The sequence below is a fragment of the Sphingopyxis sp. TUF1 genome (assembly GCF_036687315.1).
GTDB lineage: Bacteria > Pseudomonadota > Alphaproteobacteria > Sphingomonadales > Sphingomonadaceae > Sphingopyxis > Sphingopyxis kveilinensis.
On sequence record NZ_CP144683.1, the window covers coordinates 3,368,994 to 3,384,836 of the forward strand.

A 15,843-nucleotide genomic window follows, 5' to 3' on the forward strand; every position below is an offset into this window, starting at 1 on the left:
CGACGGCTTGCAACTTAGCGCACCGCTCATATGGTCGGCACATAATTTCAAACGGGGATAATATCATGGCGCGCTTCGCTCTCGCCCTTGCGGCGACTTTGGCTTGTTCGACCTCGGTCTGGGCGCAAAGTGCACCCGCTCCGACCGCTGAGGCCAAAGATGCCAAGTGGGACGTCAACGCTCCGCCGGGCATGGCAACCCGCAAAGTCCCCATTGCGGTCGACGAAGGCAGCTGGATGAATGTCGATGTCGCCCCTGACGGGCGCACCATCGCCTTCGACCTGCTCGGCGACATCTACACGATGCCCATCGACGGCGGCACGCCGACGCGCATCGCCGAGGGGCTGGCCTATGAGCATCAGCCGCGTTTCTCGCCCGACGGCACGCGCATCGCGTTCGTTTCCGACCGCGGCGGCGGTGACAATATCTGGATCATGAACCGCGACGGCAGCGACAAAAGGCAGGTGTCGAAAGAGGATTTCCGCCTGCTCAACCAGCCGAGCTGGAGTCCCGACGGGCAGTTTCTTGTCGCCAAGAAGCATTTTACCACGGGCCGCTCGCTCGGCACGGGCGAGGTGTGGATGTATCATGTGTCGGGCGGCGCGGGCGTGCCGCTGGTCAAGAAACCCAATGAGCGGCATCAGAAGGAGCTGGGCGAACCCATTTTCGCGCCCGACGGCAAGAGTGTCTATTATACGCGCAACGTCACGCCCGGCCCGATCTTCGAATATGCGCAGGACAGCAACACCGACCTCTTTCATATCGAACGCTACAGCCTCGAAGACGGGACGGTCAGCACCGCGGCGTCTGGCAATGGCGGCGCCGTGCGCCCCACTCCTTCACCCGACGGCAAGCGCCTCGCCTTCGTGCGGCGCGAAGGCGCACTGTCCAAGCTCTATGTGAAGGATCTTGCGTCGGGCGCCGAAACCAAGCTTTACGACGCGCTCGACCAGGATGTGCAGGAAACGTGGGCGGTGACCGGCGTCTATCCGAACATGGCGTGGACCCCCGATAGCCGCGACATTCTGTTCTGGGCGGGCGGTAAGCTGCGCCGCGTCGACGCGAGCGGAGGCGAAGCGCGCATCATCCCGTTCCGCATCAACGACGACCGTGTGATCGTCGATGCGATTCATCCGGCAGTCGAGGTCGCCCCCGACAGCTTCACGACAAAAATGCCGCGCTGGGCCGAAGTGTCGCCCGACGGGCGCAGCGTCGTCTTCGAAACACTCGGCAAGCTTTGGGTCAAGCCCGCGGCCGGCGGCATCCCGCGGCGGCTGACCGCTGCGAAAGACGCGGCGATGGAGTTGTGGCCAAGCTGGTCGCGCGACGGCAAATCGATCGTCTTCGTGCGCTGGACCGACGCGGGTCTCGGCGAAATCCATGTGACGGGCGCCGCCGGCGGAAGCTCGCGTAAGGTAACGGCAACGCCCGGCCACTATGCTGAACCCCGCTTTTCGCCCGACGGCAAGACGATCGCTTTCGAACGGCGCGGCGGCGGCGGGCTGGTTTCGGCGCGCTGGGGCGAAGACCCCGGCGTCTATCGCATCGCGGCAACCGGCGGTGCGATCGAACGGATCAGCCGTGATGGCGCCAAGCCGCAGTTCGGCGCGGCAAACGATCGCGTTTTCATGGTCACTTCCGCCGATGGCAAGAGCCAGCTCGTCAGCACCAACCTGAACGGCGAGGACAAGCGCGTCCACGCAAGCGGTGAGCTGGTCAACGACTATGAAATCGCGCCCGACGGCCGCACCCTCGCCTTCCGGCAGAATTACGATGCCTATGTCACGCCGCTGATGCCCGGCGGGCAGGACGTGTCGCTCGGCACCAAGAGCGGCGCGCTGCCCGTGACTCGCGTGTCGGGTAGCGGCGCTGATTATATCCACTGGTCGAACGGCGGCCGCCGCCTGCACTGGAGCCGCGGCGCGACGCTGTTCAGCGCCGATCTCGCGAACCTCTTCGCCAATGCTCCCGCCGACGACAAGGCGCCCAAATTCACGCCGCCCACCGATGGCGTATCGCTGGCGATGACGCAGACGGCCGCGAAGCCCAAGGGCGCGGTGCTCATCACCGGCGCAAAGATCGTCACGATGGCCGACAAGGATGGCGGGGTGATCGACAATGGTGCGATCCTGATCGAGAACGACCGCATCGCTGCGGTCGGTCCCGCGGGCGCGATCACCGTCCCCGCGGGCACAACGACCGTCGACGCCACCGGCAAGACGATCGTACCCGGCTTCGTCGACGCCCACGCGCACGGCCCGCACGGCACCGACGAACTGGTTCCGCAGCAGAACTGGTCTGAAATCACCAATCTGGCGATGGGCACGACGACGAGCCATAACCCCTCGTCGCGCGCGTCGGAAATCTTTGTTTCGTCCGAAATGCAGCGCGCAGGGCTCATTCTCGCGCCGCGCATCTTCTCGACCGGCGAGGTCATCTATGGAGCGAAGTCCGCCAGCGGCTATGCCGAAATCAATGGCTATGAGGACGCGCTTGCCCATGTCCGGCGGCTGAAGGCGCAGGGCGCGAACAGCGTCAAAAATTACAACCAGCCGCGGCGCGACCAGCGGCAGATGGTCGTCAAGGCCGCACAGGCCGAGGGACTGTCCGTCGCACCCGAGGGCGGCTCACTCTTCACGATGGATGTCTCGCTCATCCAGGACGGCAATTCGACCGTCGAGCATAATATCCCGCTGCATGTTTTCTACCGCGACCTTGTCCAACTGTGGGGCCAGACCAAGGTCGATTACACCCCCACGCTCGTCGTCGCCTATGGCGGCCCCGCGGGCGATCCATATTGGCGCGCGCATACGAATGTGTGGGAACATCCCATCGTGACGAAGCATATCCCGCCAGCCGAGCTTGCCGCGAACAACAAGCGCCGCGTGATCGCGCCGGAAAGCGACTATATCGATGACGACGCCGCGCGCCAGGCCGACAAGATTGCCGCTGCAGGACGCATGGTTTCAATCGGCGCGCATGGCCAACAGGCGGGCCTGGGCGCGCACTGGGAAATATGGTCGTTCGTGCGCGGCGGGTGGAGCAATATCGACGCGCTGCGCGCCGCGACGATCATGCCCGCGACCTCGCTGGGCTATGCCAAGGATGTAGGCTCGCTCGAGGCCGGCAAACTCGCCGACCTGCTCATCCTCGACGCCGACCCCACGGAAAACATCCGCAATACGGATAAGATCCACCGCGTTGTGCTCGGCGGGCGGATGTTTGACCCGATAACAATGAACGAGGTGGAAACCGGGACCCGCAAGCGCGAACCTTATTGGTGGGAAACCGACAAGCCCTGACCCGGCGTCGGTCCGTCCTTTTTTGTAACCAGAGGGTTGCAACAGGGACGGACCGCCGCTAGGGGCGTCTCCTCTCAGCGAGGAGAGTTGGCTGAGTGGTCGAAAGCGTCGCACTCGAAATGCGAAGTGCCGGCAACGGTACCGAGGGTTCGAATCCCTCACTCTCCTCCATTTTTTCCCTGATCTGACCCATCGGTTGACGGCCGTCCCGAACGCGGAACGGCCACCCGGGTCACATCTGCGCGCCGATCAGCGACGGCGCGGTGATCGAGGCGACCACCGCCCCGACGATTAAGAAAAGCACGATTGCGACGATGACGACGACCACCGTGTAGCCCAGCGCCTTGTCTTGCGGTACCTTCATCAGCACCGGCAGGCCGAGGTACAGGATGTATAGGCCATAGAGCGCAAACAGCAGCCCGATCAGGCCCAGCATGGGTATCAGCCCGAAGATGCCGCCGACCCACGCAGCGGTGCCCGAATAGGCCGCGACCTTCAGCGCCTGGATCTGTTTTTTTTGCCCGCCGAAGTTCGGCGCCAGCCCGTCGATGACGAGCGCCAGAATGAACACTGTCGCCAGCGTCAGCCCGTAGGACAGGATGGCAGACGTCAGCGCGACGCCGATCGGCGGATGCCAGGTAACGCCCAGTACGGAAACGCCGACAAGCTGCCCCCCGATGAGCCCCGCTACTGGCCCGATCGCCGCGAGCGCCACGACATAGGGAACGTAGATCGATTGCGTCGTCGCCGGTTCGGCGGCGATCACGGGCCAGGTTTCCTTGGGTTTCATCAATATATCCTTGGCGCGCTGGACGATACCCGCGGCAGGACTCGGACTATCGGGTGGTAGGTCAGCCATCATGCGTCTCCCCTGTGGATGCGGCGCGAGGCCCGATCGGGATATCAAAAGCCAAAGGAATCGCGCTCCGATGGCCGATGTTTACCCCAATTCGATCACAACCGACTCGACGAACCTCGGCGGCGCAGAGTGTAACGCACTTGAAACGGTGGTAAACCGCCATAGATTGAAGCCATGACACGCGAATCCATCCTTGACGGCACCGGCGCCCCTGTTGCGCCCCTGATCGGTCGCGCCCGCTTTGCGCCGGGGGACATCGTGCGCCACCGGATGTTCGATTTTCGCGGCGTCGTTTTCGACATCGACCCTGTTTTTGCGAACACCGACGAATGGTACGAAGCAATCCCGGAGGAAATCCGTCCGGCGAAGGAGCAACCCTTCTATCATCTGCTCGCCGAAAATGGCGATTCCTCGTATATCGCCTATGTCAGCCAGCAGAATCTGGTCGCCGACGGCGACGGCGGGCCGATCGATCACCCCCAAGTCGAGACGATGTTCGAAGGGCTGGAGCGCGGGCGCTACCGCGTGCGTGCGATCCATCGCCACTAGTGCGGCGCGTCAGGCCTTCAGTTTCCAGCCCGAGGCCAGCAGCCGATATGTTATCATGCCAAGCCCGATATTGACCCCGACCAGCACAAGCGCCGCGGTGAGCACCGGATTGGCGATCGTCGCGTCGACGGTCCCGATGAAGCCATAACGAAAGCCCATGATCGCATAATAAACGGGGTTGGCATGGGCGACGCCCTGAAACCAGGGTGCGAGCAGGTCGACCGAATAAAAAGTGCCCGACAACAGCGCGAGCGGCGTGACAATGAAGTTCGTCACCGCCGCGGCATGATCGAACTTCTCGGCCCAGACCGACGTCATGAGCCCCAGGAAACCCATCATCATCGCGCCAAGCACGCCGAAAAGCGCGACGGCCCACAGATAGTCGACCCCTACGTGCACGCCCGGCCAGAACAGCATCGCCAGCCACAACGCGAAGCCGACAAGAATCGCGCGCGTGACCGCTGCGCCGACCAGTGCAATGACAAGTTCGCCGACCGCTAGCGGAGGCATCAGATAATCGACGATCGTCCCCTGTATCTTGCCGACGAGTAGCGAGAAGCTGGAATTGGCAAAGCTGTTCTGCAGCATCGCCATCATGATGAGGCCGGGCGCGATGAAATCGGCGAAGGGTACGCCGATAACATTGCGCCCCGCACCGCCGAGGGCAATCGTGAAAATCACGAGAAAAAGGAGCGTCGTGATCGCCGGGGCCCAGATTGTTTGCAGCTGGACCTTGAAAAACCGCCGCACCTCCTTGACATATAGGGCCTGCATACCCGCGACGTTAAGCGCGCGGATGTGCGGGACGCCGGGTTCGGCAAAAGCCGGAACCGTACCGATATTCGCTGAGTCGGGGTTCGAAATTTGGGGCTGGTCGTTCATGGCGTTCTCGCCTATCGCCTCCCCGATCTTACCGCAAGCTGGGCCGTCGTGACATCGATCCCGAAAGGATCGCAATACGGACGCTGTGGCCCGCGGCGTGGAATGATGAGGAATGAATATGTCATGGACCGATGAGCGCATCGAACAGCTGCGCAGCATGTGGGAAAAGGGCCTGACCGCCAGCCAGATCGCCGACGAACTTGGCGGGGTCAGCCGCAACGCGGTCATCGGCAAGGCGCATCGCCTCGGCCTGAAATCGCGCCCCTCGCCCGTCAAGGCGATGGAAAAGGCGCCGAAGCCCGCGAAGCCTGCAACGCCGGCGATGCCTAAACCCGCGCCAGTTGCAGCCCCGCGTCCCGCGGCACCCGTCGCTCCGCGTCCCGCCCCGGTGGCTTCGCGCCCCGAACCCAAGCCCATAGCCGAGGCGTCGGAAGGCACAGCCGCCGAGGCAGCGCCGAAACCGGACGCGCCGCGCATCGTGTCGATCGGCCCCGGCGGCTTTATCCGCCAGGGACCGGGCGACCAGCAGGCCCCGATCCCGCCAGCCCCGCCGCGCCGCCTCGTGCCTGCCAAGCCGAGCCCGGAAATCGCCGACAAGACGAGCCTTCTCGATCTTAACGACCGCATCTGCCGCTGGCCGATGGGGCATCCGGGCGAGCCCGACTTTCATTTTTGCGGTGAAGCGGTGAACCCTGGCTTTCCCTATTGCGTCGAGCATTGCGGCCGCGCCTATCAGGCACAATTGCCGCGTGGCACGCGCCGCCCGCCCCCGCCCCCGCCGTTCGGGGGTCCCCGAGTTCGCTAGGGCGTCCGGTGAGCCCTTTCAGTCAGGATTTTGAGTTCGCGCGCGCTGTGGGCCTGCAAATGCTCGCACGCGGCAACGGTCGTTGCACGATGGCGATCGACGTGAATGCGCGCCAACATTTCAATCCGCAAGGCGCGGCGCACGGCGGCGTTCCTTATTCACTCGCCGACACGTCGATGGGCGGCGCGCTCGCAAGCCTTCTTCCTGACGACCAGTGGTGCGCCACGCTGGAGATCAAGTTCAACTATCATGTCCGCGTCGTCGAAGGTCGACTGACCTGCGAAGCAGAAGTGCTACATCGCGGCAAGCGCGTCGCCAACATAGATGCGCGACTGTATCAAGACGGCCGCCTCGTCGGCAGCGCAAACGGCAATTTCGCAATTTTCGCCGCGCCGAGCGAGCGTTCTTAAAGAAAAAGCGCCGGGCTTTAGGCCCGGCGCTTCTCTTGCGCGTTAGATCGGTCGATCAGAAGCGATAGCTCAACGTCCCGCGCACGCTGTGCGTACGGAAATTCGGATCGCTGCGGCGGATATCGGTGCCACCACCATTCAAAAGGAATGGATTGGTCGCCGGCGCGGTTCCCGGACCGACGTTGACGACATAATCGTTGTCCTTGACGTCGGTATAGAGATATTCGAGACCGATGCCGATGTTGTTCGTCACCATCAGCTCGGCGCCGCCGCCAACCGTGTAACCCCATGCATTCGTCTTGCCATTGTCGGCAAAGCTGTTCACGGTATTCGTGGTTGCAAACTTGTTGTCGAGACGTGCATAGGCGCCGCCGCCGGTGACATAGAACAACGCGCCGCCGCCGGGCGTGTAACCCGCGCGCAGACGTGCATTCGCCTGATAATCGGCCTCACGGCTCATCGTGTAGCTGGCGGGGGTCGTCGAAAAGCCGGTAACGCTGTCGCGCGCGACGCTGCGACCGCCTTCAATCACGGCACCCAGCACGAAGTTGCCCATACGCCTGTCATAGCCGAGGCGCCCGAAAAATTCTGGACCGTCCTTGTCGTTGCGGCAGCCAACATTGGCGGTGCTTGTCGCCGCGCCATTACAGAAGCCGGGTGAAAAAGCATCGGTCGTACCGACGGTATCGCCATAGGTTCCGTCTTGGTCGGTATCGAACACAAGCGTTTCTCCGCGGTCGTTGCCCTGAAGCGTAGCGCCGCCGCCGATGGAGATATAGGGGCCGTTGAAGTCCTGCGACGGGTCGCGATTGTCTTGCGCAATAGCAGGGACCGCCGATACGGAAGCCGCCGTTGCGGCGAGGAGAGCTGCGAATTTCATGTTTTTACTCCACTTTTTGATGACTTTGCAGTCGCCACCCCAACCCGGCGCCTTCGCTGAAAGTTCCTTCCACACGCCAAAATGCGGTGAAGCGATGCCCCTATGCGCTGGATGATCCCCGCCAAAACCGCGCTTGCCAGCGGCCGTCACGCCCCCGTATAGCCAGATCATGAGTCACGATTTGTTCGACGCCGCGACCCCCGCTTCCGACAGCTATAACGCTTCGCAGATTGAAGTCTTGGAGGGGCTCGAACCCGTGCGCCGTCGCCCCGGCATGTATATCGGCGGTACGGACGAACGCGCGCTTCATCACCTTGCTGCCGAAGTGATCGACAACAGCATGGATGAAGCCGTCGCCGGGCACGCGACGCGGATCGAAGTGACGCTCGACGTCGGCAACCGGCTGACCATCGTCGACAATGGCCGCGGGATGCCGGTCGATCCCCATCCGAAATTTCCGGGCAAGTCGGCGCTGGAAGTCATCATGACCATGCTTCATTCGGGCGGCAAGTTCGAGGGCAAGGCCTATGCGACATCGGGCGGCCTCCACGGCGTCGGTGTGAGCGTCGTCAACGCGCTGTCGGTCGAAACCGAGATCGAGGTCGCGCGCGCCAAACAGCTGTATCGCCAGCGCTTTGCGCGCGGTGCGCCGCTCGGCCCACTTGAGGAACTGGGCTCCACGCCGAACCGGCGCGGGACGAGCGTGTCGTTCATTCCCGACCCCGAAATCTTCGGCGAGCATGGCCGCTTCAAGCCGCAGCGCCTCTATCGCATGGCGCGCTCGAAAGCCTATCTGTTCGCCGGTGTCGAAATCCGCTGGAAATGTGCGCCCGAGCTGATCGGCGACGACACGCCCGCCGAGGCGGTGTTCCAGTTCCCCGGCGGCCTCGCCGACCACCTCAAAGAGCAGATCGGCACACGCGAATGCGCGACCGCGGAACCCTTTGTAGGGCGGCAGGACTTTTCGGGCGATCAGGGCCGCGCCGAGTGGGCGATCGCATGGCCGCTCTGGTCCGACGGATCGTACAGCTGGTATTGCAACACCATCCCCACGCCCGCAGGCGGCACGCACGAGGCGGGGCTACGCGCGGCGCTGACCAAGGGCCTACGCGCGTTCGGCGAGCTGATCGGTCAAAAGAAGGCGGCGCAGATCACCGCCGAGGACGTGTTCAACGGTGGCGAGATGATGCTGTCGGTCTTCATCCGCGATCCGCAGTTTCAGAGCCAGACCAAGGACCGGCTGTCGAGCCCCGAGGCCGCGCGTCTGACCGAGAATGCCGTGCGCGACCATTTCGACCATTTTCTGTCGGACAATATGGATCGCGGTCGCGCGTTGCTGGGCCTCGTCCTCGACCGGATGGACGAGCGCCTGAAGCGCAAGGCCGAGCGCGAGGTCAAGCGCAAGACCGCGACAAGCGGCCGCAAGCTTCGCCTGCCGGGTAAGCTCACAGATTGTGCGAACGACGGCCCCGAGGGCACCGAATTGTTCATCGTCGAAGGCGACAGCGCGGGTGGCAGCGCCAAGCAGGCGCGCGACCGCAAGACGCAGGCGATCCTGCCGATCCGCGGCAAGATTTTGAACGTCGCGAGCGCGAGCGCCGACAAGATCCGCGCCAATCAAGAAATCTCTGACCTCGCGCTCGCACTGGGTTGCGGAATGCGCAAGGATTGCGACGCCGACCGCCTACGCTACGAAAAAATCGTGATCATGACGGACGCCGATGTCGATGGCGCGCATATTGCCACTTTGCTCATGACCTTTTTCTTTCAGGAAATGCCCGACATCGTGCGGAACGGGCATGTCTATCTGGCGCAGCCGCCGCTCTATCGCCTGACCGCAGGCAATACCTCGGCCTACGCGCGCGACGACGCGCATCGCGCCGAGCTTGAAGCGACGCTGTTTAAGGGCAAGAAGGTCGAGGTCGGACGCTTCAAGGGCCTGGGCGAAATGAACCCGAACCAGCTCAAGGAAACGACGATGGATCCCGCGACGCGATCGATGCTGCGCGTCACGCTGCCGCAGGAATATGAGGAGCGCCATCAGGTCAAGGATCTGGTCGACCGGCTGATGGGCAAGCATCCCGAACATCGGTTCCAGTTCATTCAGGCCAACGCCGCCAGCCTCGACGAGGCCGCGATCGACGCATAACATCGTGGCGGTTCATTGATCCGGGGGCGCATTCATGATCCGCAAATCCGTTTTCGTCGCGCTTTTGATGTCGCTATCACTTCCAGCAACATCAGTCGGAGCGCGGTCTGCCGAAACGCAGGCCGTTGCCGCGACCCCATTCGATCGGCGCGCGGCGCAACTTGTCGCGCTGCTCAACGGAGAAATCGCCTTTGCCGATTATTTCGACCCGACTTTTCAGGCGGCGCTGCCCGAAGCGCAGTTCAAGGCGATGGCCGCCGGTATCATCGCCCAATATGGCAAGCCGGTCGCCGTCGAAAGCACCGCATCGAACGACGGCCGCTCGGGGTCCTTATCGCTGCGTTTTGAGAAGGGCGTTGCCGCGGTGCTGCTGGACGTTGGCGCGGGCGCCGACGCGCACGTGATCGGCCTGCGGCTGACGGGCTTCGAGATGGCGAACGACAGTTTCAAGACGGTCGCCGCCGAAATCGCCGCGCTCCCAGGGGACGCAGGATTTCTCGTCGCTAAACTCAACGGTGACAGCATTCGCCCGCTCGCCTCGGCAAATGCCGACCGGCAATTCGCCGTCGGTTCGACTTTCAAACTCTATATCCTCGACGAACTGGCGGCGCAGGTCGCGGCGGGCGAACGCAACTGGTCCGACGTCGCGCCCTTGTCGCACGTCAGCTTTTCGTCTGCGGGCACCGCAAACTGGCCAAAGGACACGCCGGTGACGCTGCAAAGCCTCGCCAACTGGATGATCTCGGTCAGCGACAACAGTGCGACCGATACGCTGATCCACCTGCTCGGCCGCGACGCCATCGAGGCGCGGATGAAGGCGGCGGGGCACAGCGCGCCGTCGCGCAACATCCCCTTCCTCACCACGGTCGAAGCCTTCGCGCTCAAGGGCAATAATTTTTCCGCCGAGCGTGACGCGTTCGTTGGGGGCGACGATGCGGCGCAGCGCCGGTTGCTAGACGCCAATCGCGACCGGCTCACCCTCGCCAATGTCGATGGCGTCAGCTTTGCCGGAGGTCCGCGCTTTATCGACAGCCTCGAATGGTTTGCCAGCCCCAACGACGTCGCGCGGCTGATGATCGACCTACGCAACCGGCAATCGCCGACGGCAATGGCGGCGATGGCGATCAACCCCGGCGTGAGTCCCGGAGCGGTCAAGGATTGGTCGTGGCTCGGCTACAAGGGCGGGTCCGAACTCGGGGTGATTTCGATGAGTCTGCTGGGGCAGCGCAAATCGGACGCCAAATGGTTTGTCGTCACCGCGAGCTGGAACAATCCTGACGCGCCGGTCGCCACCGAAACGCTGGTCGGGCTGGTCACGCGGCTGCTTGCGCTCGCGGCGAAATAAGCCTCAGGCGGTCAACGCCGCGACCAGCGCCTTTACTTTCGCCTGCCGCCACTGCGGCGTCGGCGCGACAAGCCAATAGCCGCGCTTGATCGGCACCGCGTCACCGACCTGCCGTACGCGGCCCGCAGCGATGTCGCTCTCGGCGAGCATCGCGGGGACGTTGGCATGGCCCAGCCCGTTCGCGGCGGCGTCGATCGCGAGCCCCGCGTCGCCTAGCCGCAGCGCGGGTTCGCCATCGGCGACCGGACAGCCGGGCCAGGCGATACGCGTGTCGCTACCCGCCCCCGGTCCCGCGACGGTCACCATCAGCGGTTCGGACAAGGCCACGCCTTCATGCTCTCCCGCGCCGTCGGTCCAGAAGATCGCCAGGTCGAGGTTGGCTTCGGTGAAATCGATGCCGGTATCCGCCGACACCAAGGTGAAGCGCACATCGGGCGCCTGCTGGCTGTAGCGCGCTAGCCGCGGCGCCAGCCATTTGGCGGTCAGGTCGCGCGGCGCGGCGATCGTCAGCGATTGCGACGATTGCCCTGCCTGCATTGCGCGGACCGATTCCTCGAACTGCAAAAATCCCTGCCGCAGCGCATCGAGCCCGGCCTGCGCTTCGCCCGTCAGTTCCAGCCCCTTGGGCGTGCGGCGGAACAGCACGACGCCCAGCATATCTTCGAGCGCGCGAATCTGTTGCCCCACCGCCGCGGGAGTCACCGCGAGTTCGTCGGCGGCGCGCGTAAAACTCAGATGCCGGGCAGCGGCGTCGAAGACGCGGAGCGCGTTGAGGGGCAGGTGCGTGCGTTTCATGACGCGGTCGCGGGCGCCACGAGCGGAAAGTGCGGGATGGCGACGAGCATCTGCGACCCGTCGCTCATTTCCATCGTATAGCTTCCGACCATCGACCCTTCGGGTGTGGGCAGCGGGCAACCCGATACATAGTCATAGGCGCTGCCTGCGCCGATCAGCGGCTGTTCGCCCACGACGCCCTCCCCCTCAACCTCGCTCACCTGTCCGCGCGCGTCGCTGATCTGCCAATGGCGCGAGAGCAGCTGGACCGCGCTCTCGCCGTGATTTTCGACGCGGACATGATAGGCCCAGAACCAGCGGCCGAGCGCCGGGTGAGATTGTTCGGGCAGATAGCTCACCGCCACGCGCACGGTCACAGGTCCGGTAGTCGCCGAGAAAGGGAAGAAGGAGTCGATCATCGCGGCGTCAGATTTCCCCTAAAGCCCGGCTCTGGTCAATGCCTGGTCCAGATCGGCAATGATGTCGCGCGGGTCTTCAAGCCCGATGTTGATGCGCAACATCCCTTCGACCACGCCCATGTCGGCGCGTGCCTCGGCGCTGACCCCATAGTGGGTGGTTGACGCGGGGTGGCAGCAAAGGCTGCGCGAATCGCCGATATTGTTCGAAATGTCGACAAGTTCGAGGGCGTTGAGAAAGGTCATCGCCTGGTCGCGCCCGTCGAGGATGAAGGAGAAGATCGGCCCGCAATCGTCCATCTGGCTCTTTGCGAGATTATGCTGCGGATGGCTTGGCAAACCCGGATGCAGGATGTGCGGCACACGACCTTCGACGAACTTGCCAACCGCAAGCGCATTTTCCGACTGGCGTCGCGCACGCAGATCAAGCGTCTCCAGCCCCTTCATCACCACCCATGCGTTGAACGGCGACAGGTTCGGCCCGGTATTGCGCTGAAATGGCAACAAGACATCGTTGATGAACTTCTCGGTCCCGCACACCGCCCCCGCGAGTACGCGCCCCTGCCCTTCCATCAGCTTGGTCGCCGAATAGGCGACGACGTCGGCGCCGAAATCCAGCGGACGCTGAAGCGCGGCGGTGGCGAAGGCATTGTCGACCACGGTCGTAATGCCATGCGCCCTGGCCAGCGCGCACACATGCCGCATATCGACAATATCCATCGTCGGATTGGCGGGGGTCTCGAAGAAAAACACCTTTGTGTTCGCCCGGATCGCCCGTTCCCATGCGTCGTTGTCGCGGCCGTCGATGACGGTGGTTTCGATGCCGAAGCGCGGACAGAGATGGTCGATCAGCCACCGACACGATCCGAACGCCGCTTTTGCCGCCACGATATGGTCGCCCGCCGACAATTGACAAAGCAGCGCGGTGGTCATCGCCGCCATGCCCGTCGCCTGCGTCCGGCACGCCTCGGCGCCTTCCATCAGCGCGATACGTTCCTCCAGCATCGCCACGGTCGGGTTCTGGAGCCGCGAATAGGTCATGCCCTGCGCCTCGCCGGCAAAGCGCGCGGCGACCTCCTCGGCGCTGTCATAGGTGTAGCCGGACGTCAGGAAGAGTGCTTCCGACGTCTCACCATGTTCGCTGCGCCACGTCCCGCCGCGCACCGCCTGCGTCGCGGGGTGCCAGCTTTTCGTTTTGTTACGATCGAAACCCGTCGTTTTCTTCATCTTCCCTATCCGTTCAAAGCCGCGACGACCGCATCACCCAGCGCCGCCGTGGCCATTGTCCCGCCCAGGTCGGCGCCGCGGCAGCCGCCGGCAAGCACCTGCGCCACCGCCGCCTCGATCCGCGCCGCATTTCCTTCGTCCCCCCCCGAATGGCGGAGCAGCATCGCAAGCGACAGGATCATCGCCAGCGGGTTGGCCATGCCCTTCCCCGCGATGTCGGGCGCGCTGCCGTGAATCGGCTCATACAGCCCGCGCGCGCCTTCGCCCAGCGACGCCGATGCGAGCAGTCCGATCGACCCGACGCACATCGACGCCTGGTCGGACAAGATGTCGCCGAACAGATTGCCGGTGACGACGACGTCGAACTGCCCCGGATTGCGCACCAGCTGCATCGCGGCATTGTCGACATACATGTGGGTCAGCGCCACGTCGGGATAGTCGGCCGCAACCTCGATCACCACGTCGCGCCACAGCTGCGAGGTTTCGAGCACGTTCGCCTTGTCGACCGAGCAGAGCCGTCCGTTGCGTCCCTGCGCCGCCTTGAACGCCACATGCGCGATCCGCCGTACCTCGCTTTCGCAGTACGACATGATGTCATAGCCCTGCCGCTCGCCGCTATCCGTCGTGCGCGTGCCCTTTTCGCCGAAATAGACGTCACCGTTGAGTTCGCGGACGATCAACAGGTCGATCGCCGACGCGACTTCGGGGCGCAGCGCCGAGCTGTCCTCCAGCCCAGCGAACAGTTTTGCCGGACGCAGGTTCGCGAACAGGCCCAGTTCGGCGCGGAGGCCCAGGATCGCCTGTTCGGGCCGCAAATGACGTTCGACCGTATCGAAGCGCGGGTCGCCGACCGCGCCGAACAGGACCGCATCGGCGGCCTTCGCTTTTGTTAGCGTTTCCGCGGGTAGTGGGCGGCCGGTCGCCGCATAGGCCGCTCCGCCGACAAGCGCGCGGTCGAGCGTCACCGGCAGCGCCAGCGCGGCAAGCACCTTCTCGGCCTCCGCCATGATTTCCGGACCGATACCGTCGCCGGCCAGCAGCAGGATTTTCAACGCTTCACCCTTTCGTGTCTCGCCCGCCGCTTAGACAGCGGCAGGGGTTCACGCAACCGCCCTGCCCAGCCGATTGATCAATCTTTGCCTTACGCCCGCCAAATCGCGGTTGCGTCCGTCGAGCAGGTCGCGGTCGAGGAAATGGCCGGTGATCGCCAGGAAATCGAGCACGTCGGCCATCGAAGGATCGGCGGCAGCCATATCGGCGGCGTCCCCCAGCATGAAAGGCGGCAGGCGAAGCAGCCGGTTTTCATATCCCGCCGCCGCCGCCGCGCTGACCGCGCCACCGCTCTTGGGGCTGACGAACGCCAGATCGTCGCGCGTGCCCGTCACGACGCATTCGCCCAGGTCCAGCCCGAACCCAAGTTCGGCGAGGAGCAACATCTCGTAACGGCCGAGCGCAAGCGCCCATTGCCGCGCCGAGGGCGCAACGCCGATCGCTTCCAGCACCGCCGACAGCACGGCATAAAGCGCGGGATAGGGCTGTCCTTCGGGCAAGGTCGCCGCGGTGAGGCTGGTCGCCCAGTCGATCGCCGCCGCCGCCAGCGGTTCGGCGAGCAAGGGCGCGCGGCTTTCCAGCAGCTCGACTGTCGCACCGCCAAGCTGCTCTTCGGTGCGCGAACGCAGCTCCAGCGTGACGCGATTGCCCGGCACCAATATGGGCCGCAGGCGCCGCGACCGCCCGCCGCGGACATAGCCTGCGACCAGCCCCGCCTCACGCGTCAGCGCGCGCAGGATCGCGCCATGCTCGCCATGCGCGCGCACCGCGCAGACGATGGCATCGGTGCTCAGGCTGGCCAAAGCACCAGCTGCGTCTGCGTGACCAGCGCGACGTCGGCGCCCTCCCCGGTACGGATACGCGTCTGCCAGACCGAGACGCGCTTGCCGATCTTCACCGGCGTCGCCTCGCCCACCAGCACCGAACCCACAGGCCCGCCACCAAGGAAATTGGTCTTGCTCTCGATCGTTGTCGTGCCGCTGGCCCCCTCGGGCAAAGCCAGGAAAGCGCCGACTGCACCAAGGCAATCGGCAAAGGCCATGATCGCGCCGCCATGGACGATATTGCCCGCGGTGCAGATTTCGGGGCGGACGGGGAGTTTCCCCGCAACGCGGTCTTTATCTCCTTCGTGGATGGTCACGCCGAGCGTTGCGGCCAAGGGCATCATTGCGGCGAAATCCATATAAACTCTCCC

Annotated in this window: 15 protein-coding genes and 1 tRNA gene; 7 read left to right on the forward strand and 9 right to left on the reverse strand. The window is 64.2% G+C overall.

The window, feature by feature from the left end; all coding sequences use genetic code 11:
* Positions 1-65: 65 nt before the first annotated feature.
* Both VSX77_RS15865 and VSX77_RS15870 read left to right on the forward strand, forming a co-directional pair.
* A complete protein-coding gene (locus VSX77_RS15865; RefSeq protein ID WP_338425565.1) occupies positions 66-3,302 on the forward strand; it encodes an amidohydrolase family protein in 3,237 nt (1,078 codons plus the stop codon).
* An 81-nt stretch (positions 3,303-3,383) separates the two neighbouring features.
* Positions 3,384-3,473, forward strand: a tRNA-Ser gene (locus tag VSX77_RS15870).
* A gap of 61 nt (positions 3,474-3,534) precedes the next feature.
* Here VSX77_RS15870 and VSX77_RS15875 read toward each other — a convergent pair.
* Positions 3,535-4,161 carry a Yip1 family protein gene (locus VSX77_RS15875; RefSeq protein WP_338425566.1) on the reverse strand — a complete coding sequence of 209 codons (627 nt, stop codon included), beginning with the start codon at positions 4,159-4,161 and terminating at the stop codon, positions 3,535-3,537.
* A gap of 174 nt (positions 4,162-4,335) precedes the next feature.
* On the opposite strand from VSX77_RS15875, the gene hspQ reads away from it, so the two are divergent.
* Positions 4,336-4,710 (forward strand): heat shock protein HspQ, encoded by a 375-nt coding sequence (hspQ, locus tag VSX77_RS15880; protein ID WP_338425567.1) that lies wholly within the window; start codon positions 4,336-4,338, stop codon positions 4,708-4,710.
* Positions 4,711-4,719: 9 nt separating this feature from the next.
* Here the strand turns inward: hspQ and VSX77_RS15885 are convergent, their stop codons facing one another.
* Positions 4,720-5,592 (reverse strand): ABC transporter permease, encoded by an 873-nt coding sequence (locus VSX77_RS15885; protein ID WP_338425568.1) that lies wholly within the window; start codon positions 5,590-5,592, stop codon positions 4,720-4,722.
* 118 nt (positions 5,593-5,710) lie between these two features.
* On the opposite strand from VSX77_RS15885, the gene VSX77_RS15890 reads away from it, so the two are divergent.
* Both VSX77_RS15890 and VSX77_RS15895 read left to right on the forward strand, forming a co-directional pair.
* Entirely contained in the window at positions 5,711-6,397 is a 687-nt protein-coding gene (locus tag VSX77_RS15890) for a GcrA family cell cycle regulator (RefSeq protein WP_338425569.1), read from the forward strand.
* An 8-nt stretch (positions 6,398-6,405) separates the two neighbouring features.
* Positions 6,406-6,807, forward strand: coding sequence for a PaaI family thioesterase (locus VSX77_RS15895; protein ID WP_338425570.1), 402 nt, complete (start codon positions 6,406-6,408; stop codon positions 6,805-6,807).
* A gap of 55 nt (positions 6,808-6,862) precedes the next feature.
* Here VSX77_RS15895 and VSX77_RS15900 read toward each other — a convergent pair whose 3' ends face one another.
* Positions 6,863-7,687, reverse strand: a complete 825-nt coding sequence (locus VSX77_RS15900) for an outer membrane protein (protein ID WP_338425571.1) — start codon at positions 7,685-7,687, stop codon at positions 6,863-6,865.
* A gap of 169 nt (positions 7,688-7,856) precedes the next feature.
* Between VSX77_RS15900 and parE the strand changes: the two genes are divergently transcribed.
* Positions 7,857-9,836, forward strand: coding sequence for a DNA topoisomerase IV subunit B (parE, locus tag VSX77_RS15905; protein WP_338425572.1), 1,980 nt, complete (start codon positions 7,857-7,859; stop codon positions 9,834-9,836).
* A gap of 34 nt (positions 9,837-9,870) precedes the next feature.
* Positions 9,871-11,181 carry a serine hydrolase gene (locus VSX77_RS15910; protein ID WP_338425573.1) on the forward strand — a complete coding sequence of 437 codons (1,311 nt, stop codon included), beginning with the start codon at positions 9,871-9,873 and terminating at the stop codon, positions 11,179-11,181.
* Between the two features lie 3 nt (positions 11,182-11,184).
* Here VSX77_RS15910 and VSX77_RS15915 read toward each other — a convergent pair whose 3' ends face one another.
* The 6 genes from VSX77_RS15915 to VSX77_RS15940 are packed head-to-tail and all read right to left on the reverse strand — an operon-like array spanning position 11,185 to position 15,831.
* A complete protein-coding gene (locus tag VSX77_RS15915) occupies positions 11,185-11,976 on the reverse strand; it encodes a LysR family transcriptional regulator (protein ID WP_338425574.1) in 792 nt (263 codons plus the stop codon).
* Positions 11,973-12,374 (reverse strand): Co2+/Mg2+ efflux protein ApaG, encoded by a 402-nt coding sequence (apaG, locus tag VSX77_RS15920; protein WP_338425575.1) that lies wholly within the window; start codon positions 12,372-12,374, stop codon positions 11,973-11,975. The genes VSX77_RS15915 and apaG overlap by 4 nt, the downstream gene beginning before the upstream one ends.
* 18 nt (positions 12,375-12,392) lie before the next feature.
* On the reverse strand, positions 12,393-13,598 hold the full coding sequence (locus VSX77_RS15925; RefSeq protein WP_338425576.1) for a trans-sulfuration enzyme family protein: 1,206 nt from the start codon (positions 13,596-13,598) through the stop codon (positions 12,393-12,395).
* Between the two features lie 5 nt (positions 13,599-13,603).
* On the reverse strand, positions 13,604-14,650 hold the full coding sequence (leuB, locus tag VSX77_RS15930; RefSeq protein ID WP_338425577.1) for a 3-isopropylmalate dehydrogenase: 1,047 nt from the start codon (positions 14,648-14,650) through the stop codon (positions 13,604-13,606).
* Between the two features lie 48 nt (positions 14,651-14,698).
* Positions 14,699-15,451: a DNA repair protein RecO gene (gene recO / locus VSX77_RS15935; RefSeq protein ID WP_338425578.1), complete on the reverse strand. Its 753-nt coding sequence runs from the start codon at positions 15,449-15,451 to the stop codon at positions 14,699-14,701.
* Entirely contained in the window at positions 15,439-15,831 is a 393-nt protein-coding gene (locus VSX77_RS15940) for a PaaI family thioesterase (RefSeq protein ID WP_338425579.1), read from the reverse strand. The genes recO and VSX77_RS15940 overlap by 13 nt, the downstream gene beginning before the upstream one ends.
* Between the last annotated feature and the right edge of the window lie 12 nt (positions 15,832-15,843).